The 19,788-nt window shown below is 72.5% G+C and carries 17 protein-coding genes; 8 read left to right on the forward strand and 9 right to left on the reverse strand.

Features of this window, described 5'->3' with window-relative positions:
• The first annotated feature begins 14 nt into the window (after nt 1–14).
• From ACGH52_RS06905 to ACGH52_RS06925, 5 genes are all read left to right on the forward strand, one after another.
• Complete coding sequence (locus ACGH52_RS06905) at nt 15–1,772, forward strand: NAD(P)/FAD-dependent oxidoreductase (protein WP_210977814.1); 1,758 nt, start codon at nt 15–17, stop codon at nt 1,770–1,772.
• Nucleotides 1,773–1,862: 90 nt separating this feature from the next.
• Nucleotides 1,863–2,447: an RNA polymerase sigma factor gene (locus ACGH52_RS06910; protein ID WP_079032753.1), complete on the forward strand. Its 585-nt coding sequence runs from the start codon at nt 1,863–1,865 to the stop codon at nt 2,445–2,447.
• Between the two features lie 53 nt (nt 2,448–2,500).
• Nucleotides 2,501–3,223, forward strand: a complete 723-nt coding sequence (locus ACGH52_RS06915; RefSeq protein ID WP_398912063.1) for a hypothetical protein — start codon at nt 2,501–2,503, stop codon at nt 3,221–3,223.
• Between the two features lie 92 nt (nt 3,224–3,315).
• A complete protein-coding gene (locus ACGH52_RS06920) occupies nt 3,316–4,893 on the forward strand; it encodes an ABC1 kinase family protein (RefSeq protein ID WP_399938194.1) in 1,578 nt (525 codons plus the stop codon).
• A gap of 44 nt (nt 4,894–4,937) precedes the next feature.
• The gene (locus ACGH52_RS06925; RefSeq protein WP_399938196.1) at nt 4,938–5,816 is read left to right on the forward strand and encodes an SAM-dependent methyltransferase; all 879 of its coding nucleotides are present in this window, start codon (nt 4,938–4,940) and stop codon (nt 5,814–5,816) included.
• A gap of 58 nt (nt 5,817–5,874) precedes the next feature.
• On the opposite strand, the gene ACGH52_RS06930 is transcribed toward ACGH52_RS06925, so the two are convergent.
• The 9 genes from ACGH52_RS06930 to ACGH52_RS06970 form a co-directional block, all read right to left on the reverse strand.
• The gene (locus ACGH52_RS06930; RefSeq protein ID WP_121704809.1) at nt 5,875–7,116 is read right to left on the reverse strand and encodes a wax ester/triacylglycerol synthase domain-containing protein; all 1,242 of its coding nucleotides are present in this window, start codon (nt 7,114–7,116) and stop codon (nt 5,875–5,877) included.
• A gap of 112 nt (nt 7,117–7,228) precedes the next feature.
• Nucleotides 7,229–8,551, reverse strand: a complete 1,323-nt coding sequence (locus tag ACGH52_RS06935; RefSeq protein WP_210977001.1) for an FAD-binding oxidoreductase — start codon at nt 8,549–8,551, stop codon at nt 7,229–7,231.
• Nucleotides 8,548–9,147 (reverse strand): flavin reductase family protein, encoded by a 600-nt coding sequence (locus ACGH52_RS06940; protein ID WP_193777937.1) that lies wholly within the window; start codon nt 9,145–9,147, stop codon nt 8,548–8,550. Before ACGH52_RS06940 ends, ACGH52_RS06935 begins: the two co-directional genes overlap by 4 nt.
• Nucleotides 9,119–9,586, reverse strand: coding sequence for an aromatase/cyclase (locus ACGH52_RS06945; RefSeq protein WP_210976999.1), 468 nt, complete (start codon nt 9,584–9,586; stop codon nt 9,119–9,121). Before ACGH52_RS06945 ends, ACGH52_RS06940 begins: the two co-directional genes overlap by 29 nt.
• A gap of 80 nt (nt 9,587–9,666) precedes the next feature.
• Nucleotides 9,667–11,028 (reverse strand): aspartate aminotransferase family protein, encoded by a 1,362-nt coding sequence (locus ACGH52_RS06950; RefSeq protein ID WP_399938199.1) that lies wholly within the window; start codon nt 11,026–11,028, stop codon nt 9,667–9,669.
• Complete coding sequence (locus tag ACGH52_RS06955; protein WP_399938201.1) at nt 11,025–12,146, reverse strand: SDR family oxidoreductase; 1,122 nt, start codon at nt 12,144–12,146, stop codon at nt 11,025–11,027. Before ACGH52_RS06955 ends, ACGH52_RS06950 begins: the two co-directional genes overlap by 4 nt.
• A gap of 54 nt (nt 12,147–12,200) precedes the next feature.
• Entirely contained in the window at nt 12,201–13,334 is a 1,134-nt protein-coding gene (locus ACGH52_RS06960; protein WP_121704805.1) for an acyl-CoA dehydrogenase family protein, read from the reverse strand.
• Nucleotides 13,335–13,406: 72 nt separating this feature from the next.
• Nucleotides 13,407–14,369, reverse strand: a complete 963-nt coding sequence (locus ACGH52_RS06965) for a bifunctional lysylphosphatidylglycerol flippase/synthetase MprF (RefSeq protein WP_121704804.1) — start codon at nt 14,367–14,369, stop codon at nt 13,407–13,409.
• Nucleotides 14,353–14,859, reverse strand: coding sequence for a hypothetical protein (locus tag ACGH52_RS06970; protein ID WP_076973316.1), 507 nt, complete (start codon nt 14,857–14,859; stop codon nt 14,353–14,355). Before ACGH52_RS06970 ends, ACGH52_RS06965 begins: the two co-directional genes overlap by 17 nt.
• A 162-nt stretch (nt 14,860–15,021) precedes the next feature.
• Between ACGH52_RS06970 and ACGH52_RS06975 the strand changes: the two genes are divergently transcribed.
• From ACGH52_RS06975 to ACGH52_RS06985, 3 genes are all read left to right on the forward strand, one after another.
• Nucleotides 15,022–16,485 carry a PLP-dependent aminotransferase family protein gene (locus ACGH52_RS06975; RefSeq protein WP_399938204.1) on the forward strand — a complete coding sequence of 488 codons (1,464 nt, stop codon included), beginning with the start codon at nt 15,022–15,024 and terminating at the stop codon, nt 16,483–16,485.
• A gap of 168 nt (nt 16,486–16,653) precedes the next feature.
• The gene (locus ACGH52_RS06980) at nt 16,654–18,240 is read left to right on the forward strand and encodes an alkaline phosphatase D family protein (RefSeq protein WP_399938206.1); all 1,587 of its coding nucleotides are present in this window, start codon (nt 16,654–16,656) and stop codon (nt 18,238–18,240) included.
• A gap of 188 nt (nt 18,241–18,428) precedes the next feature.
• On the forward strand, nt 18,429–19,787 hold the full coding sequence (locus tag ACGH52_RS06985) for a GNAT family N-acetyltransferase (RefSeq protein WP_399938208.1): 1,359 nt from the start codon (nt 18,429–18,431) through the stop codon (nt 19,785–19,787).
• Nucleotide 19,788 lies beyond the last annotated feature (1 nt).

Here is a 19,788-nt window from a genome sequence, read left to right on the forward strand (position 1 = left end):
AAGGAACCGCAGACATGCAAGAAGACCAGCGTGTTTTCGATGTCGCCATCGTCGGAGGCGGCATCGGCGGGACGATGCTGGGGACCGTACTCGCACGTCACGGCGTGCGGGTGCTGCTACTCGAAGGCAGCGGCCACCCCCGGTTCGCCATCGGAGAGTCCACCGTCCCCGAGACCACGTTCGGGCTCCGGGTCCTGGCCCGCCGCTACGACGTCCCCGAGCTCGAGCACCTGGCGACCAACGCGGCACTGCGCCGCCACGTGTCGTCGAACAGCGGGGTCAAACGGAACTTCAGCTTCATCTACCACCGGGAAGGTGAGCCCACCCGGCCCGACGAGTGCACCCAGTACCCCACCTGGGGACCCCCGCTCGGTCCCGACTCGCACTACTTCCGGCAGGACGTGGACGCGTACATGTTCCACGTCGCCGTGTCCTACGGCGTGACCGCGTACACCCACACCATGGTCGACGACGTGAAGTTCGAGGAGGACGGCGCGACGCTCGTCACCCGGGACCGGGGCACCTTCCGGGCTTCGTACGTGGTCGACGCCGGCGGCATGCGGGCGGTCCTGCCCGAGCGCCTCGGGCTGCGGCAGGAACCGCCCTACCGCACGAGGTCGCGCACGATCTTCACGCACATGGTGGACGTGCGCCCCTTCGACGCCGTGGCGCCCTCACGTGCACAGCACGGCATGCCCAGCCCGTTCAGCCAGGGAACGCTCCACCACATGTTCCCGGGCGGATGGTTCTGGGTCATCCCGTTCGACAACCAGACGGCCGGCACGAACCAGTTGTGCAGTGTCGGCATCAACCTCGATCTCGACCAGCACCCCCGGCCGGAGGACATCTCGGCGGAGGAGGAGTTCTGGCAGTACGTGCGCCGGTTCCCCAGTGTGGCCCGGCAGTTCGAGCGGGCGCGGGCGGTCCGGCCGTACGTGTCCACCGACCGCACCCAGTTCGCGTCGCAGAAGGTGGTCGGCGACCGGTGGTGCCTGCTGCCGCACGCCAGTGACTTCATCGACCCGCTCTTCTCCAGCGGTCTCGCCGTCACCGTGATGGCGCTGAACGCGCTCAGTCACCGGCTCATCGACGCGGTGCGCCAGGACGACTTCGACACCTCCCGGTTCGCGTACCTGGACCACTGGACCAAGCGCATGTTCCGGTTCTACGACGACCTGGTGTCCTGCAGCTACATCGCGTTCGACGACTTCGACCTGTGGAACGCCTGGAACCGCGTGTGGACCATCACCACGCTGTACGGCACGAACGCCCAGAACCAGGCCGCCGTGACGTTCGAGAAGACGCACGACCCGGCCTGTTTCGACATGCTGGAGCTGCCGCCGTACCGAGGTCTCCAGGGTATGGACAATCCCTGGGTGGAGCGGATGTTCGACCAGTCACGGGACGCCGTACTCGCCTACCGCTCCGGCGAGTTGACGAAGGAGGAGGCGATCGCGCGCATCTACGAGGTGCTGGGCGAGAGCGGCCTCGTCCCGTCGGTGTGGGGGACCCTGGACCCCGACGACCGCTGTCCGGCCGGGGTGTTCACCCTCTGGCCGCTGATGAAGATCCTGCTGTGGGGCAAGTACCGCTCACCGCGGCACGTCCGGGGCTCCTACTTCACCGGCGGGGCGCGGCTGGTGGGCAGGGAAGCGGTCCAGGCGTTCACCACCGAGCTGCGCGCCGGCGGCTCCCAAGTGCAGCAGACCGTACGGGACATGTGGCTCAACTGGAACCGCGACTGGACGCGGCGGCCCGCTCCTCGGAAATGAGCGCGAAAAAACATTCCTGCCGACCGGCGGAGGAACATATTCCGGTTTGCCGCTCCAGGGCCTCGGGTAGGAAAACCACATGGCCGACAAATGGAAAGTCGGCCGTGGTTCTCCCTGCTCATTCCGAGAGACAACGGGCTGCAATCCACGATGGTGCGACATTCCACCTGCCAATCGCCCGCTGAATGCTCCTGGGAAGAAATCTTCCAGCATCAGGACCGCCTCATGCGGCTGGTTCGGCGAAGACTACCAAGTTTTCAGGACGCCGAGGACTGCGTTCAGGAAACCATGGCCCGGGCGGCCGCCCACGCCGCGTTGGACAGAAATCGACTCGGTGCCTTTCTGACGTCGGTGGCGCTTCGCCTCTGCATCGACTTCTACCGTGACATGGAGCGTCGCAGCAGACTCCTCCAGCGTGCGGCGCTCGCGGACACCCCGGGTACGACCGAGGAGGACGTCTGCGACGAGGATTTCGGCAGATGGCTGCTCGGCCAGGTACAACACCTGCGGGGGCGTGAGCAGGAGGTCATACTCGCCCGCGCCAAGGGTATTTCCACTGCGGAATTCGCCCGCATACACAACATCTCCGTCAAGGCGGCCGAAGCCGCCTTCACCAGGGGCCGCGCGCGATTGAAGAACGTCTGCGCGAAAGCCTTGGAAGGCTGCGCCCGATAACACCCGAAACCCGCACCTCTCCCATCACAGAGAAACGGAAAGGGACCACACTCATGGGCAATAGCAAGAACATCCAAGACATCGTCAAGGATCTGGTCGGTGATATGTCCGACAGCTGGAAGGAGGCCTTCGACGACCTCCTGAACCGAGACGACGACTCAGGTTCGTCGCGCGGCTCACGGTCGTCGCGCGACTCCGGCAACGCCGTCAACACACTGGCCGGGCTGCCCCCGAACGCCCTCGCCGCACTGGCCGGGGCCGTCAACCCGGCGACCGCGCTCGCGGGTGTCGCCAACCCGCTGGCCGCCCTCGGCGGGATCGGCGCGGCCGGCAATCCGCTCGCCGGCCTCGCCTCGGGGGCCGCGGGCGCGGCACAGAACCCCCTGGCCGCGCTCACCGGTGCCGCGGGCGGCGGCAACCCGCTCGCGGCCGCGCTGGGCGGGGCCGGCAACCCCCTGGCCGCGCTGGGCGGGGCGGCCAATCCACTCGCCGCGGTCGGCGGCGCGGCCGGCGCGCTCGGCGGGCTCGGTCAGCTGGCCGGAGGCCTCGGACACGCGGCGAGCGGGGCGGGCGACCTGATGGCGCTCCCGACCCAGCTCGCCCAGCTCACCCAGGTGCTCCCCAAGCTCCTGGAGGCGGTCCAGGGCCTGCAGAACCTGACCAACCTGCCGGCCCAGGCCGGTCAGCAGGGGCTGGCGGCCCTGCAAGGCCTGACCGGTCAGCAGGGGCAGGGCGGAAAGCCGTCCCCGGGCGGACAGTCCTCGACCTCGGGCTGACCGGCCGTGCCACCGTCCCGTCCGGCCGTCTCCGTGGTGCACGCCGACCGTCGTTCCGTACCCGGGTCCCGATCTGAGGAGGATCACACACGATGACGTCTGTCGTCGGCGATCGGCTGCGTCTCGTGGTCAGGGTCCTGGGCAGCCTCGTGGCCGACGAGGTGGGACAGGCGACCCGGCTGCGGAGGCGTACGAGGCGGGACACGCGGTCCCCGGCGGAGGACACCGATGTCTCCGCCGGGTCCGCCGCCGATGCCTCCGCCGGGGCGGAGCAACGCCGCGCCAAGGCGGTACGGCACGCCCTGGAGAGCCTCGGTCCCTTCTATGTGAAACTCGGCCAGGTCCTCTCCACCCGGCCCGACATGGTCCCCCAGTCCATCCGGGACGAACTGCAGAACCTGCACGACGAGGTCGACGTCCAGCCGTTCTCGGAGTTCGAGCCGGTACTGGCCCGGGACCTCGGGCCGAACTGGAAGCTGCGCTTCGACGACATCGAGACCGTCGCCCCGCTGGGGGCGGCGTCCCTCGCCCAGGTCTACCGCGTGACGCTGCCCGGCGGGCGCGCGGCCGTGGTGAAGATCCAGCGACCCGGCATCCGCGAGGGCGTACTCGCGGACATGGCCCTGATGCGCCGGGCGTCGAAGATCGTGGCCCGCGTCGCGCCCCGGTTCAACGAGGTCATCGACATCGAGGCGATGCTCGGCTCGGTCTTCGACGCCATGGAGCCGGAGCTGGACTTCACCGGCGAGGCCCGCAACATGGACGAGGCCCGCGGGCAGGTCCGGCCGTTCCGTTCGCTGGAGGTGCCCCGGGTACTGCACGCCAGCCCCCGGGTCCTCGTCCAGTCGCTGGCCGACGGGAAGTCGGTGCGGCACGTCGACCGCGCCCACTTCACGGACGACGAGCGCGTGGAGATCGGCAAGGACCTGCTGCGGTTCATGTACCACGGGTACTTCGTCCATCGCTTCTTTCACGCCGACCCGCACGCCGGCAACATCTTCGCCGCTCCCGGCGGACCCGCGACGCTGATCGACTGGGGCATGGTCGGCCGCCTGGACCGCAGGACCAGTCTTCAGTTGCTGCCGCTGTTCATGACCTTGGCGCAGAACGACGGGGCCGGGCTGGCGCAGCACTGGGCGGAGATGGGCCGGGTGACGCCGTGGGCCAACATGCCCGCGTTCGCCGCCGACATGGCCGCGTTCGTGCCCAAGGTCTCCCATCTCTCACTGGAGGACATGAACTTCGGCGTGGCGCTCACCACCGTGCTGGCCAAGGCGACCAAGCGCGGGATCGGTTCGCCGCCGGCCGTCTCACTGCTGGGCAAGTCCTTCGCGAACCTGGACGGTTCGGTGCGGTGCCTGGCTCCCGAGATCACGCTGCCCGAGGTGTTCCAGGGGGAGGTGCCGAAGATCCTTTTCGCACTGGGCCGCGAGTTCCTCGGCCGCAACCAGTTCGCCCGGAACTCCATGGAGCTGCTGCTGGCCGCCGTCACCAGTCCCGAACAGGTCCGGGGCGTCCTGTCCGACGTGGCCAACCGTCAGTTCGCACTGAACGTCCACGAGCCGCGCACCCCCGCCGCGATGGGCGGCCAGCGGCCCACCCGTCCCTCCGGAGGCCTGCTCGCGCTGGGTGCCGCGGCCTTCCTGCTGGGTCGTCGCCGCTCCGGATGATCCGGGCCCGCACAGCCACCCCTGCCCCACCTCAAGGAGATCCCATGCTGGAATCCGCACGTCCGCAGTCACCGTTCGCGCCGGCCGCCGCAGCGCTGGACGGCATTCCCCGCGCGGCGCTCTGGACGGCCGCCGCGCACGCGGCGGAGAACCTCCGGCCCGCGCCCCACGTCCGCGACCCGTGGGCCGCCGACTTCCTCCACGCGGCCGGGTTCGACGGAGGCCCGCCGGGCGACGGACCGATGCAGCGCCTGCTGCCCGACTACCAGGTGGTACGCACCCGCTTCTTCGACGACTACCTTCTCACCGCGGCCCGTTCGGGCTGCCGCCAGGTGGTGCTGCTCGGCGCCGGCCTGGACGCCCGTGCCTTCCGGCTCGACTGGCCGACCGGGGTGCACGTCTTCGAGGTGGAGGACCCGGCCGTACTGGCCTTCAAGGAACGGGTACTGGACCTGGGCCGGCTCTCCTGCGGACGCCGCACCGTCGTCGGAGCCGACGGCACGGCGTCCTGGAGGGAGGGACTCAGGGCGGCGGGATTCGATCCCGGCAGGCCCACCGCATGGCTCTGCGAGGCACCCTTGTACTTCCTTCGGCCCCCGGAGGTCGAGGCCGTCGTCGCCGCGATGACCGAACTCTCCGCGCCCGGCAGCATGTTCGGCGCCGAGTGCGTGAACTCCGCGACCATGTCCTCCCCGCTCGTCGCGCCCTTCATGGACGCCCTGTCGACGATCGGACTGGCCTGGAACTGGCAGCTCGCCGAGCCGGAGCGCTGGTGGGCGGAGCACGGCTGGGACGCGGGGGTCGCCGACCTGTTCACACTGCCGTACGCGGTGGAGCGCCTGTCCCCGTATCTGCCGGTGATCGGCACGGCCGCCGCGAAGAGCGTCTTCCTCATCACCGGAACGCTGCGCGGCACTCGCTGACACGGCACCACGCGCAGGCCCCGGACGCATCGTCCGGGGCCTGCGCGTGGTGCCGTGGCTACGGCCGCTCCAGCTCCAACAGCGCCGCGAGCCACAGGTCGGGAAGTTCGTCCGCGGTCGCCAGGGCCTCGTCGTGAACGACGGTCAGGCACGCGGTGTCGTGCTGGCTCGTCAGCGTCGTCACACACCGGATGCCCGACGCGACGCCGGCGAAGACGGCCGCACGACGGGCCGCGACTCCCTGGTGGACCAGGGCCGTGCCGAAGTTCACGCTGCTCACCGGGCCGGCCACGAACGCCCCGCGGACCAGGCGGGTGCCGACAGTGGCGCCGAGGGTCCGCGGTGCCGCGGACAGCAGCAGGCGCATGGCGTCGCGCCGCCGGCTCTCCCGCAGCCGGCCCGTGCGGGCGACGACCCGGGCCAGGGCCCGCCGGGGTGACTCCTCGTCGCAGGGCAGCAGGAGCCGGGCGGTGACCATGCGGTTGCCCGGGGCGTACTCCTCCCCCGGGGTCCGGACCGACATCGGGATCGACACGGGCAGCGGCGGATGGGCCGAGCCGGTGTCCTTCAGGTACCAGGTGCGGACGGCGTGGGACAGGGCCGCGAGATAGACGTCCGTGACCGTACCGCCGTGGGCGCGGGCGATGGCGCGCAGCCGGGCCAGCGGGGTGTCGGCGTGGCAGACGTCGACGCGGCCCGTGGACTCTCCGTCGAACGCGGGTTTCGGGGTGGGCGCGCGGAAGGCGGCCACCACCTCGCCCAGGGCGTCCGCGAGGCCGTGTGCGGTGGGCCGGGCGGAATGCTGTGGGGCCGGTCCGCCCTCGGGGTCGTCTCCGAGGAGAGCGCGGGCGGTGTAGGCGGCGCCCATGCCGTCCTGGAAGGTGTGGTCGGTCCGGTAGACCAGGGTGTGGCGGTCTGCCGGGCCGTGGACCAGCCACACGTCCCAGGGCGGCCCGTCGTCCGTGCTCATCGGCCGGGACAGCATCAGGCGGCTGGTCGCCGACCCGTCGGTGTCCTCGGGCAGCCACGCCTCGTGCACATGCCGGTCCACCGCGATCCGGTCCACTCGCCGGAATTTCCTGCGGTCCCGTGCGATGCGGTAGCGCAACGTCGGAACACGGTGGGCGCGTTCGGCGACCCGCGCGCGTACGGAGTCCAGGGTGGGGGCCCGGCCATCGAACCCGAACGTGAACGCGAGGGGCACGGGGCTGCCGCCCGTCGCCAGGTGGAAGGCGACATCTACGGTTCCCATGGACAGGGCCGACGGCAGGCGGCCGTTCGTACCGAGGTGGGGTCGCATCGTGGAACCTCCTGGTCGGGTTCTGAGGTCTGCGGGACTGCGAGGCCGGGGGCTGCGGAGCTGGAGTCCGCGGTCCGCCGAGCTGGGGTACGGATGCGGGCAGCGCCCGCCGTCAGCATGTATGCCGAGCGATTCGCCCCATTGCGTCCACGTACGCCCGCAGCAGGGGCCGCCCGGGTCCGCGTGCGGGCAGGCGCGGGGCCCGGGAGCGGTGCCACGGGAGCGGTTCGCCGGGTTCCGGCTCACCCAGCAGGGCGGCGGCCACGTGCGCGCCGTGCGCCACGGACAGGGCGAGTCCGTGCCCGCAGCAGCCGCCGATGTACCAGACGTCGTCGAAGCCCGGCACCGGCCCCACCACCGGCAGGTCGTCGCCCGTCATGCCGATGCGGCCGGACCAGCGGTGGGTGACCCGTACCCGGGCGAGGTCCGGATGCAGGGACCGCAGCCACCTCTCCAGCCGGGCCCAGGCACGCTCCCTGACGGCCTGGAGACGGGGAGCGCCGACACCCGCCGGGAGGGTGGCGGTACCGCCGCCCGCCACCAGGCCCCGGTCCGGGAGCAGCCGGAAGTACGGCGCCAGCGGGACGGCGTCGACGACGGAGTGTCCGGCGCGCCCGCCCAGGGCCTCGTAGGCCGGGGCGCTCAGCGGTTCGGTGGCGACGGCGTACACCTCGAGCGGCAGGACGGTGCCGACCGGCAGGTCCAGTGCCTGCGCGGCGGAGTTGACGGCCAGCACCGCCTGACCGGCGTAGAGCCTGCCGTGCGGGAGGACCAGCTCGGGGCCGACCAGGTCGCCCGGGCGCAGGGCCAGCAGCGGGCTGCGGCCGTAGAACCGCACGCCCTTGTCGGCGCAGGCGCGGGCGAGGGCGCAGGTCAGGGCGGCCGGGTCGAGGGTCGCGGCGGGGCGGTGCAGCAGTGCCGCCCGGTAGGGCACGCCGACCCGGTCGCGGATGCCGGCCGGGGAGAGGACGGGGACGTCCAGACCGAGTTCGCGGCAGGCGCGGGCCTGGCGGGCGAGTGCCACCAGGCCCGCGGACGAACGCGTTGCCACCAACTGCTCACCGGGCCGCAGCCCGCAGGGCACGTCGAGCCGGTCGCACAGGGCGAGGACGTCCCGCACCGCCCGCTCGCTGGCCCGGTGCATCCTGCGCGCCGTCTGCGGGCCGAAGCGGCGCACCGCGCGGTCGACGGCGGGGCCCGCCCGGGGGCCCAGCAGCCCGGTGCCCCGGCCGCTGGCGCCGGCGGCCGGGTGCTCGGCGTCCACCACCGCGATGTCGAGCCCGGGGGCGCGTTCCGCCAGGTGGTAGGCGCAGGACAACCCGGCCAGGCCGGCCCCGACGACGGCCACGTCGGCGGTGACCACGCCGTGCAGCTGGGGCTGCGTCGGCAGTTCCGCGGGGTCCCAGTACGGCGTCCCGGCCGATGGCCTGGTCATCCGGCGGCGTCCGGCACCGGCTCGGTCAGCGCACCGAACCGGCGGTCGTGCCACAGCAGCGGGCGTCCGCCGCCCACGTGCACGGCGGCGACCCGGCCGACGACGAGATGGTGGTCGCCGTAGCGGCGTACGTCCTCGGTCAGGCACACCGACCAGGCGAGCGCGCCGGCCAGCACCGGGACGCCCAGCACCTGCCGGGTGTCCGTCCCGGCGAACCGCTCGGCCGCGGTCGTCGCCGGGGACGCGAACCGGCCCGCGAGTTCCCGCTGTTCCTCGCGCAGCAGGTGCACGGCGAAGACCCGGCGGGCGCGGACGGCGGCGAGGGTGCGGGAGCCGTCGCGCAGACAGGCCAGCAACAGCGGCGGGCGGGCGGAGAGCGAGGTGACGGCGGACACCGTCATCCCGAGCGGGCCGTCCGCGCCGCGGGCGGTCACGACGGTCACCCCGGCGGCCAGTTTGGCGTACAGGCCGAGGCAGCGGGCGGCGCCCGGCCCCGGTTCCTCGTGCAGCGGCTCCCCGTGCGGCGGCTCGGCGGCCGGGGGCGGGGCGCCCGCCACGGCCGCCCGGTCAGCCACCAGTCGCAGCCGCGCGCTCATCGATCACCTCCGCGCCCGCGAGGCCCCGCAGCACGCGGGCGATGTTGGTCCGCAGGGTCGACTCGGCCACCGGGTCGAGGATCTCGGCCATGGAAGGGATGCCGAGGTCGAAGGCCGCGGTGTAGACGACGAGCGTGCCGCCGTCCCTCGCTTCGCAGCGCCAGCTCCCCTCGAAGGTCTGGAAGTCGCCGCTGACCTGTTCGAAGGCGAGGGAGTACGTCTCGGGCGAGTAGGTGTCGCGTTCCCGCCACCGCATCAGGCCGCCCCGGAACTCGACGGTCCACTCCGAGACCGTGGAGCCGTCGGGCAGCGGAGGCTCGACATGCACCTCGCGGAAGGTGTCGCTGTGCTCGGGATAGCGGCGGAAGTCGCTGATGCGGGCGTAGACGTCGGCGGGTGCCAGTCCGTCGGCGAGGGCGTGCAGGACCACGTGGCGCATAGGTGTTCGGTTCCTTCCCGGAGGGTTTCCGGACGGGGGTGTCCGGAGCTGGTGGCCGGCGCCGGCGTCAGGAGCCGGTGTCAGCTGGTCATACGGTCGGCCGTGCTGCGCAGGGCCGCGCCGAGGGTGGTGAGGAACAGGTCGAGCGCGGAGTCCTCGACCACGGCCGGCGGGGTCAGCCGCAGCACACGGGTGGAGTTGAGGGAGTTGTTGACGAGCACACCGCGGGAGATCAGCTCCAGCAGGAGTTCGCCGACCGCCTGTTCTTCGGCGAACTCGATACCGATCAGCAGACCCCGGCCGCGCACTTCGCGGACCAGTCCGCCCTCGTACGGCGCGCACACGTCCCGTACGGCGGTGAGGATGCGCGGGCCGAGCGCGGCGGCCCGGGCCACGGTGTCCTCCTCCTCCATCGCCCGTACGGCGGCCAGGGCGGCGGCGCAGGCGATCGGCGAGGCGCCGAAGGTGGAGGTGTGCAGGTAGGGGTCGCGGCTGAAGGGGGCGTAGGCCTCCGCGGTGGCGACCATCGCGGCGACCGGTACGACACCGCCGCTGAGTCCCTTGCCGACGAGCAGCACGTCCGGACGCACGCCCTCGGCGTCCACGCCCCACCAGGTGCCCAGCCGCCCCATGCCGGTCTGGATCTCGTCGACGACCATCATGGCGCCGTACGCCCGGCACAGCGCCTGCACCTGGCTGAGGTAGCCGTGGCGGGGGATGCGTACGCCGCCCTCGCCCTGGACGGGTTCGACGATGACGCAGGCCCGGTCGCGGTGGGCGGCCAGCGCCTGTTCGAGGTCGGCCGGGTCGTCGTAGGCCACCTGGGTGACGTCCGGGAGCAGAGGCTGGAAGGGGGTCTGGTACGTGGCGTTGGCGGTGACGCTCAGCGCGCCGAGGGTCTTGCCGTGGAAGCCGCTGCGGGTGGTGATCACCGAGGTGCGTCCGTGGGCGCGGGCCAGTTTCAGGGCCGCCTCGGTGGCCTCGGCGCCGGAGTTGACGAAGTGGACGTAGTCGAGGCCGGGCGGGGTGTGGGCGGCCAGGGCCTGGGCGGCCAGGGCGGCGACGGGTTCGAGGAAGACGCGGCTGGCCAGCGGGTGGGTGTCGATCTGCCGGTGCACCGCTTCGACGACGGCCGGGTGGCGGTGGCCCAGGATGAAGACGCCGTAGCCGCCGAAGTCCAGGAAGCGGCGGCCGTCGTCGGCGTGGATCCAGGTGCCCTCGGAACGGACCTCGGCCATGCCGCCCATGACACGGCCCATCACGGCACGGCCGGAGCCGATGTGCTTCAGGTAGAGCTCAACGATGTCGGGCCGGTCGGTCGGCGCGGCGGTTCCGGCGCGCGGGGTGGAGGGCTCGGAGGACGGGGCGGAGGGCTCTGAGGACGAGGCGGACGACCCGGCGGACGGCCGGGTGGTCCCGGCGGACGGGGGAGACATGGTCATGACGCCACCTCCATGGGGGCGGTCGCGGCGGATCGGTTCCGGCTGAGCAGGCCGGCCCTGTCCCCGGCCCAGCTCTCCGCGTTGCGTACGAGCGCGTCCCGGACGTCGGTCCGGGTCAGGCGGGTGCCGCAGTCGGGTTCGCCGAGGGAGGTGTCGAACGGCAGCTCCCGCTGGAACACCAGCAGCAGTTCCGCGTAGTACTCCAGCCGCCGCCGCAGCGACGCGGGCAGCGAGGTGCCCTCCAGCATGGGCAGAAGCAGCCGGTGAACGGCATCGACAGGGATGAGCCGGGGCCGCTGGGGCCGGGGCAGGCCGTGGCGTACGGCGACGTCCGCGCAGACGTCGGCGAACTCCCGCAGGTCGATGGCCTCCTTGCCGGCCGTCAGCCAGTACTCTCCGTCGGCCACACCGCCCCGGACCAGGTCGCCGATGGCCCGCGAGACGTAGTCCTGGGGCACCATGTCGATCCGGGTCTCGGGGGCTCCGGGCAGCACCGGGGCCTGCCCCAGGATCATCGAGCCGATCGTCTTGGTCAGCCCTTGCTGACCGGCGATCCGCCCACTGACGGAGTCACCCATGACGACCGACGGCCGGACGATGGCGCCGGGCACGCCCGCCTCGCGTGTCATCTGCTCGGCCCTGGCCTTGGAGTCGAGGTAGGCGGCTGCACCCGGGAAGCGCCGACGGTCCTCCTCGGTGGGGGCGTTGGCCACGAACGCGGTACTCACCAGGTACAGCGGGGCGTCGGCCCGGGCCGCCAGGTCGAGCATGGTGTCGGCACCGCTCAGATTGGTGCGCGTGATGTCCTGTGGCGGGGTCCGCCAGTTGGTCTCAGCGGCGCAGTGCAGCACCACGTCCACCTCGAGGGCCAGTTCGTGCCAGGCCAGTGGGCTCAGGCCGAGCCGGGGGGCGACCAGGTCGCCCTGGAGCTCGCGCACCCGCGGATCGCGCAACGGAGTGTTGCGGCGCAGGCACAGCAGGTCGAAGTCGGGTGACAGCTCGTCGATCAGGGCACGTCCGAGCACTCCGGAACCGCCGGTGAGCAGCAGGGAGGGGCGGGCGCGCCGTCCCGTACGGCCGACGGGCAGGAGGGCGAGACGCTGGTTGTCTGACGGCATGGGGGTGTGTTCTCCCAACGGGTCTCGGCCCACCGATGGACGGTGGGGGCGCGGTCAGGCGATGGCGAGCGGCCGGTCCGCCAGGTACGCGGACAACGGGGCGGTCATCCGGGAGCGCGACGGCGGGTGCAGGGAGAGACCGTTGGCGCAGGCGGCCAGGTGGCCCACCTCGTCGGACGTCATGAAGTTGAGGCCGCCGAGGAGTTCGACCGCGCGCGGGACGACTCGGGCGATGGCGTCCTGGACGCCGTAGCGCACGTACAACGCCTGGGCGAGCGCCGACTCGTCGAGGTCACCGGCGTCGATACGCCGGGCGACGCCCTCGGCGGTGGCCATGGCGGCCTCGGTCTCGACGAAGAGGCGTACGCGCTCGTGCTCGGGGATGCGGTCGTTCAGCAGCACCCGCTCCACCAGCGCGCTCGCGGCGCCGAGGTAGCTGCCCGTCATCAGCGTCTGGAACCAGATCAGACCGGCCGTCTGGAGTTCGTCGAGCTGTTCACCGGAGGTCGTCCCGGTGCGCAGCAGGAGTTCCGGCGGTACGAGGACGTCGGTGAGCGTGACCTGTTCGCTCTCGGCCCCGGCGAGGAAGGCGCTGGACCAGAAGCCGCTGACGCTCATCCCCTCGCTCTCCGCGGGCACGAGGGCTACGGCGAGTTCGTCGCCCTGCCCGTCCTCGCGCGGGATCAGCACGCTGGCGGTGAGCACGTCCATGGAGTGGGCCAGGCTGCACGGCCGTTTGACGCCGTTGATCCGGACGCCGTCCGCGGTCACCGTGGCGGTCATCGACGGGTCGAGGATGCCCGCGCCGGGGCGGCCCTCGGCGAAGCCGGAGGCGATCACGCGGTTGGACGAGGCCACGCCCTCGATCAGCATCCACTCCAAGCCGTCGCCGAGGCCGCCGATCCCGACAAGGGTGGCCATGGAGAAGTGGTGCATGGTGGTGGCCACGGCCAGGGACGGCGAGCGGCTGCCGATGGCCCGCTGAACGCGCAGGGCGTCGAGCGCGGTGGCACCCCGGCCCTGGTGGGACTCGGGGACGAGCAGTCCTGGACCGCCGCTGTCCCGGAAGTGCCGGATGCCCGGGCTGCCCGGCCGCTCCAGTTCCATCAGCGGCGCCTCGCGCAGCGCGGGGTCCAGTTCGGGCAGCAGCTTCGCGAGGGTGGCGCGTTCACGCTCTAGGAATCTCATGGACGTGCAGTCCTCCAGGGTGGGATGAATACGGAATCGGCGCGGCACTCGCACGGCCGTGGACGCGGTGGCTCAGAGGGCGTTGGTGGCGCGCAGCAACTGCCAGACCGCGCCGGGGCGGGGCCTGCCGCGGAAGGCGATGTACTCCGGCAGGACCACGTGCGGGGCCCACTTCTGCTTGTACTCGAGCTGGGACGCCGCCGGGTAGATCACGTCGCCGCGCTCGGCCAGGAGGCGGGCGAACCGGGCGAACATACGGCTGGCACCGGGTAGTTCGTGCTCCGCGTCGAGCCCGGTGAACGGGGTGAAGCCGAAGTGCAGCCAGCCGGCCCCGTCGGCGGTGAGCCGTTCCATGACGGTGGCGTTGAGCGCCTCCATCACGCCGGGCGGAGCGTCGGGGCGGCGTCGGCTCAGGTCGTGCAGCCAGCCGGGGCGGCTGCCGTAGACCGGCGAGTAGTTGATGTAGCCGACCGTCTCGCCGTCGATCCGGCCGACGAACAGGCGGCGGTGCCTCTGCAGGCTCCCGTTGCGCTGGCCGACGAGGAAGCGCAGCTCCTTGACGTGCCGGCCCTTGTCCCGCAGCCAGCACTGGTCGATCCGGTCCAGTTCGGCGCAGTCGTCGCCGGCCATGACCTCGGCGACCTCCAGGCCCGCCCGCCGGGCGCGCGAGATCTTGTTCCGCAACCGGACGAACCGTGAGCCGCGCAGCGTGAAACGGCTCAGGTCGACCGCGTACGACGCCCCGAGCTGGTTGACCGTGAAGCCGTGCGCCGCGTACAGCTCGGCGTCCGCCCGCTGCAGTTGCACGGCGACCAGACGGCGGCCGGCGTGGGCGGCGAACGCGTCCAGCAGGCGTGCCCGGTGTTCCGGCGCGGTGAACGGGCCGCCGAATTGCAGTACGTAGCGGCCCGAGGTGCGATAGGCGCAGGCACCGTCGAACCCGCCGTCGTGGAAGTACGCGTTCCCGCTGTTGAGGGCGAGAAAGGAACTGGGGTTGTCGCTGTGCGCGGCGAGTGTGTCAAGCACGGAGGGCATCGGCGTCCTCCACGGAGGTCCGTACGGCGGCGCTTTCCCCGGACTTCGCCGCCGAGAGGTACCGCTGCTCGAACCTGCGGAACTCCGGGGTGGTTTCCGGCTCGAAGGCGACACCGAAGGGTTTGAGGGAGTTCCCGAACAGGGCCCGGTCGCCCATGAGGTGGATCGGGAGGGCCAGCAGTGCCCATTCCGGCCGGACGAACAGCGCCCACGCCCCGGCCAGGACACCCGCTGTGACCAGGCTGTGCATGGTGTTGTAGGCCACGTAGAAGCCGCGCGGAACGTGCCCGTCCGGGCTGCGCCGGAAGGCGATCGCGCCGGGCAGGTATCCGACGACGTCGATCACCGCGAACAGCAGCACGAAGACGGCCCAGCGGATTTCCGTGAGGTGCTGGAATGCGAGCACGAGCGATACGGCGAGAAAGCCCAGCCATTCGAGTCGGGAGAGAGCGAAGGTGGTCTTCGTCTCGAAACGGTTCTTGGCGTCCACGGGCGCTCCTGGATTGCGCGTACGATTCCGGGGCGCGGCCTCGGCCTGCCCCCTCGCTGTGGTCTGTCACTCCGGTTTACGCACCAGCGGGTCCAACCCCTCGTAAAGTGGAGACGATTGAGAAGACGTGGTGCAGACGTGATGTTCGGGGGGACTTCTTTCATGACGCCGTCGCCCGGTCCGGGCGGGCCTCCGGGCTCCGTCGCCGGCAGCGCCGCCTGGGAGTTGTTGCTGCCCGCCGCCTCGGCACCGGCACGCGCGCGCGGCCGAGCACTGCGGGAGGCGCTGCGGGACGCGGTCCGCTCGGGTCGGCTCGCCGCGGGCACCCGGCTGCCGTCGAGCCGGGACCTCGCGGCCGATCTCGGCGTCTCGCGGGGGCTGGTGACCGAGGCGTACGAGCAGCTGACGGCCGAGGGGTACCTGCGCAGTGGACGGGGTGCGGGCACCTGGGTGGGCGATGCCGTACGGGCCGCCCCGTCACGCGCGCGTGATCTCTCCCCGCGCTCCCCCGGCGACCTGGCGGACTTCGTGCCGGGGACGCCCGACCTGTCGCTCTTCCCCCGTTCGGCGTGGGCCGCGGCGCAGCGGAGCGTGCTGGCCGATCTGCCGCACGAGACCCTGGGCTATCCGGACCCGCGGGGGCTGCCCGGGCTGCGGACCGCCCTGGCCGAGCTGCTCGCGCGGCGCCGGGGCGTGGTGGCGGACCCCGAGCGGATCGTGGTGGTCTCCGGGGTGGCGCAGGCCACCGCGCTGCTGGCGAGTGTGCTCCACGCGCGCGGGATGCGCGCCGCCGGTGTGGAGGACCCCGGCAGCCCTCAGCATCATGACCTGTACGCCTCGGCGGGCCTCGGTACGGTGCCCCTCCCCCTGGACGACGAGGGCCTCGCCCCGGGCCCGCTGTACGCGTCGGGCGTACGGGTGGTGGTGACGACACCGGCCCACCAGTTCCCCACCGGCATCGCCTACTCGGCGCGCCGCCGTGCCGAACTGCTGGACTGGGCGCGGTCCGTGGACGGCATCGTCCTGGAGGACGACTACGACGGCGACTTCCGCTACGACCGTGCCCCCGTGGGCGCGCTCCAGGGCCTCGATCCGGAACGCGTCGCCTACACGGGCTCGGTCAGCAAGTCCCTCGCCCCGGGGCTGCGGCTGGGCTGGCTGCTGGTGCCGGACCGGCTCGCGGACGACATCGTCGAACGCAAGCGCACCACCGACCTCGGCCATCCGACCCTCGACCAGGCGGTCTTCGCCCGCTTCGTCGAGCGTGGCGACTACGACCGCCGACTCCGCGTCTGCCAGCGCGCCTACCGCGAGCGCCGCGACGCCCTGGTGGCCGCGCTGGCCGAGTACTTCCCCGGCTCACGGGTCACCGGCATCGCCGCCGGGCTGCACGCCATCGCCACGCTTCCCGAGCGGTACGGGCCCGAGGAGGGCTTCCTCGCGCGCGTGGCGGAGGCGGGCGTCGCGGTGCGCCCGCTGGCGGCGTACGCGCACGGCGGTGCGGTCGGTGGGCCGGTGGGCGAAGTTCCGGCACCGGGCAAGGAGGTGCGGCTGGTGCTGGGGTACGCGCATCTGACGCCGGGACGGATCCGGGCGGGGGTGGAGAGGATGGCCGGGGCCGTGTGACCCCGCGCCTGCGCGCGCGGGCGGCGGAGCACTCGGGTCGTCCGGGTTGTTCACCCGCAATTTCCGTGGGCGCCGCGCCGTGCCAGTAGGTCTGGCTCTGCACACTGGCCGAAACCGGCCCGAGAACGGCCCGAATACCGGCCGGATCCCGTCCCTGGAGGCGCATCCATGTCACATCGTCCGTTGCCCGGCCGCCGCAGCGTGCTGCGCGGTTCGCTCGCCGCGTCGGCTGCCCTGACCCTGCCCACCGCCCTCGGGGCGGCTCCGGCGTTCGCCCGTTCCGGGCGGCCGGGGGCGGGCTGGGGCGTGCAGACGGGAGACGTGACCTCCCACTCCGGTCTGGTGTGGGTGCGGTCCGACCGGCCGGCCCGGATGATCGTCGAGACGTCGGCGACCGAGTCGTTCCGCAACCCCCGCCGGTGGCACGGTCCGCTGCTCGGACGCGACACGGACTTCACCGGCACCACCCGGCTGCGCGGCCTGCCGCCGGGCGAACAGATCCACTACCGCGTGCTCCTCGCCGACCCGGACGATCCGCGCCGCACCGGCCGGCCGGTCACCGGCACCTTCCGCACCGTGCCGGTCCGTCGCCGCGAGGGCGTGCGTTTCGTGTGGTCCGGCGACCTCGCGGGCCAGGGCTGGGGCATCAACCCCGACCTCGGCGGCTACCGCATCTACGACGCCATGGGCGTCCTGGACCCGGACTTCTTCCTGTGCAGCGGCGACACCATCTACGCCGACGGCCCCATCGCGGAGACGGCGGCCCTCCCCGACGGCGGCACCTGGCGGAACATCACGACCGAGGAGAAGTCCAAGGTCGCCGAGACCCTCGCCGAGTTCCGCGGCAACTTCCGCTACAACCTGCTCGACGAGAACCTGCGGCGCTTCAACGCGCGGGTTCCGTCGGTCATCCAGTGGGACGACCACGAGGTGCGCAACAACTGGTACCCGGGCCAGGTGATCGCGGACACGGACGACCGGTACACGGAGAAGAGCGTCGACGTACTGGCCGCCCGCGCCCGGCGCGCGTTCGGCGAGTACTTCCCGATCTCAACCCTGCGCCCCGGCGCGCGCGAGGGGCGGGTGCACCGGGTGCTGCGCCAGGGCCCGTTGCTCGACGTGTTCGTGCTGGACATGCGGACGTACCGCAACGCCAACTCCCCCGGCGGGCAGAGCGTGGACCCGCAGGGCATCCTGGGCCGCGAGCAGTTGGAGTGGCTCAAGCGGGAACTGGCGCGGTCGCGTGCGGTGTGGAAGGTCATCGCGGCGGACATGCCGATCGGCCTCGTCGTGCCGGACGCCACCGAGGGCGCCCCCAACATCGAGGCGATCGCGCAGGGCGACCCCGGCGCACCCCTGGGGCGCGAGTTGCAGATCGCGGAACTGCTGCGCTTCGTCAAGCACCGCAGGATCACCGGCACGGTGTGGCTGACGGCCGACGTGCACCACACCTCGGCCCAGCACTACCAGCCTTCGCGGGCCGCGTTCGGAGACTTCGAGCCGTTCTGGGAGTTCGTGTCCGGGCCGCTCAACGCGGGCGCGTTCCCGGCCAGTGCGCTGGACGGCACCTTCGGTCCCGAACGGGTCTTCGTGAAGGCGCCGACCGCCTCGAACGTCTCGCCCGCGGGCGGCTACCAGTTCTTCGGCGAGGTCGACATCGACGGCGACAGCGCCGAGATGACGGTGCGGCTGCGCGAGCAGGACGGCACGGTGCTGTTCACGAAGGTGCTGCGGCCGGGCCGGGTGGGCCAGTAGTCCCGAAGTCGGTCCCGTAGCCTGTCGGGTGGGCCGCGCACCGGCGTCATCCCCCGGTGCGCGGCGTCGCCCGACGCAATCGGCCCGAAAAGGCGCAAAGCACCCCAGAAGCCTTCTTTACCCATCGGTCACAGAGCGTTCGTGATCACGCAACACCGTTCCTTCACAGTGGGTGCATGAGTCGAGACATGTCTGATGTGACGGACGCCGTGGCGCACCTCGTCGAGCACGGCACCGCGGTGCCCGCCCTGGTCCTGGCCTCGCTGGCGGCGCTGATCGCCACGGCGGGTTTCCACACCCGTTGGTCACGACGCCATGGGCAGGCGCCGCCGGCGGACGATACCGGCGCCCGGCCACCGACCGCCGAGCGGCCGGCCGGGACCGAACCGACCGGGACGGGAGCGGCCGGGAGCGGCCCTGCCGGGTCCGAGCCGGGCGGCGAGAGCGCGCTGTGGCGGATGCGGACGACGGTGCGGGACGCGCCGGGATCGCTGGCCGTGCTCTGCGCGGCCCTCGCCGAACGGCGGATCGACATCCTGAGCCTGCAGACGCACCCGCTGGCCGAGGGCACGGTGGACGAGTTCCTGCTCCGTGCCCCGGGTGAGCTGAGCGGGACCGAGCTGGCCGAGCTGGTGACGGCGGCGGGCGGTGCCCGGACCTGGACCGAGCGGGCGGACGCCCACGACCTGGTGGACGCGCCGACCCGGGTGCTGGGCCTGGCGGCCCGTACGGCCCTGGACGCGGCGGAACTGCCGCTGGCGCTGCGGCAGTTGCTCGGCCGGTGCACCATCAGGTCCCTGCCCGCGACGGCCGGCGCCCGGACGGGGGCGGAAGCGGGGCAGGCCGTGCCGCCGGAGGGCACCCTGGAGGAGACGGTGCTGCGACTGCGCGCCCCGGAGGGCGGGGTGATCACTGTGGAGCGCCGCCATCTGCCGTTCACCCCGGCCGAGTTCGCCCGGGCGCGGGCGCTGGTCGAGCTGGACGCCCGGCTCGGTCCGCGGATCCCGCGCGGCCGGGACGTGCTGACGCTGCCCGAGGGGAGCGACATCACGGTCCGCCGGGCGGACACGCGCGACGTTCCGGCCGCCAAGGCGATGCACGAACGCTGCACGCCGCGGACGCTCGGGATGCGCTACCACGGCCCGGTCGGGGACGCGGACCGGTATCTCAACCATCTGCTCAGCCCCCGCTTCGGCCGCACCCTCGCCGCGCAGACCGCCTCGGGGCGGATCGTCGGGCTCGGTCATCTGCTGTGGGACGGGGACGAGACGGAGGTCGCGCTGCTCGTCGAGGACGGGTGGCAGCGCCGGGGCATCGGCGGCGAACTCCTCGCCCGCCTCGTGGCGATGGCGGCGGAGACGGGCTGCGAGAGCGTGTACGCGGTCACTCAGGCGTCCAACACCGGCATGGTCGCCGCGATGCGCGGCCTGGGCCTCCCCCTCGACTACCAGATCGAGGAGGGGACCCTGGTCGTCACGGCCCGCCTGGACCCGTCCGCCCGCTCCGCGGCACCGCTGCCGCGCGGGGAGCGCATCGGCCGGGAGTGAC

This window comes from Streptomyces sp. BBFR25, from assembly GCF_044590125.1.
Lineage (GTDB): Bacteria > Actinomycetota > Actinomycetes > Streptomycetales > Streptomycetaceae > Streptomyces > Streptomyces canus_D.

Bases quoted from the DNA above. Each gene is read 5' to 3' on its own strand.
- ACGH52_RS06960 (WP_121704805.1), bottom strand. From the start codon at position 13,334: ATGAGATTCCTAGAGCGTGAACGCGCCACCCTCGCGAAGCTGCTGCCC.
- ACGH52_RS06905 (WP_210977814.1), top strand. From the start codon at position 15: ATGCAAGAAGACCAGCGTGTTTTCGATGTCGCCATCGTCGGAGGCGGC.
- ACGH52_RS06980 (WP_399938206.1), top strand. From the start codon at position 16,654: ATGTCACATCGTCCGTTGCCCGGCCGCCGCAGCGTGCTGCGCGGTTCG.
- ACGH52_RS06940 (WP_193777937.1), bottom strand. From the start codon at position 9,147: ATGAGCGCGCGGCTGCGACTGGTGGCTGACCGGGCGGCCGTGGCGGGC.
- ACGH52_RS06915 (WP_398912063.1), top strand. From the start codon at position 2,501: ATGGGCAATAGCAAGAACATCCAAGACATCGTCAAGGATCTGGTCGGT.
- ACGH52_RS06945 (WP_210976999.1), bottom strand. From the start codon at position 9,586: ATGCGCCACGTGGTCCTGCACGCCCTCGCCGACGGACTGGCACCCGCC.
- ACGH52_RS06935 (WP_210977001.1), bottom strand. From the start codon at position 8,551: ATGACCAGGCCATCGGCCGGGACGCCGTACTGGGACCCCGCGGAACTG.
- ACGH52_RS06910 (WP_079032753.1), top strand. From the start codon at position 1,863: ATGGAAAGTCGGCCGTGGTTCTCCCTGCTCATTCCGAGAGACAACGGG.
- ACGH52_RS06950 (WP_399938199.1), bottom strand. From the start codon at position 11,028: ATGACCATGTCTCCCCCGTCCGCCGGGACCACCCGGCCGTCCGCCGGG.
- ACGH52_RS06920 (WP_399938194.1), top strand. From the start codon at position 3,316: ATGACGTCTGTCGTCGGCGATCGGCTGCGTCTCGTGGTCAGGGTCCTG.
- ACGH52_RS06955 (WP_399938201.1), bottom strand. From the start codon at position 12,146: ATGCCGTCAGACAACCAGCGTCTCGCCCTCCTGCCCGTCGGCCGTACG.
- ACGH52_RS06925 (WP_399938196.1), top strand. From the start codon at position 4,938: ATGCTGGAATCCGCACGTCCGCAGTCACCGTTCGCGCCGGCCGCCGCA.
- ACGH52_RS06975 (WP_399938204.1), top strand. From the start codon at position 15,022: ATGACGCCGTCGCCCGGTCCGGGCGGGCCTCCGGGCTCCGTCGCCGGC.
- ACGH52_RS06930 (WP_121704809.1), bottom strand. From the start codon at position 7,116: ATGCGACCCCACCTCGGTACGAACGGCCGCCTGCCGTCGGCCCTGTCC.
- ACGH52_RS06985 (WP_399938208.1), top strand. From the start codon at position 18,429: ATGTCTGATGTGACGGACGCCGTGGCGCACCTCGTCGAGCACGGCACC.
- ACGH52_RS06965 (WP_121704804.1), bottom strand. From the start codon at position 14,369: ATGCCCTCCGTGCTTGACACACTCGCCGCGCACAGCGACAACCCCAGT.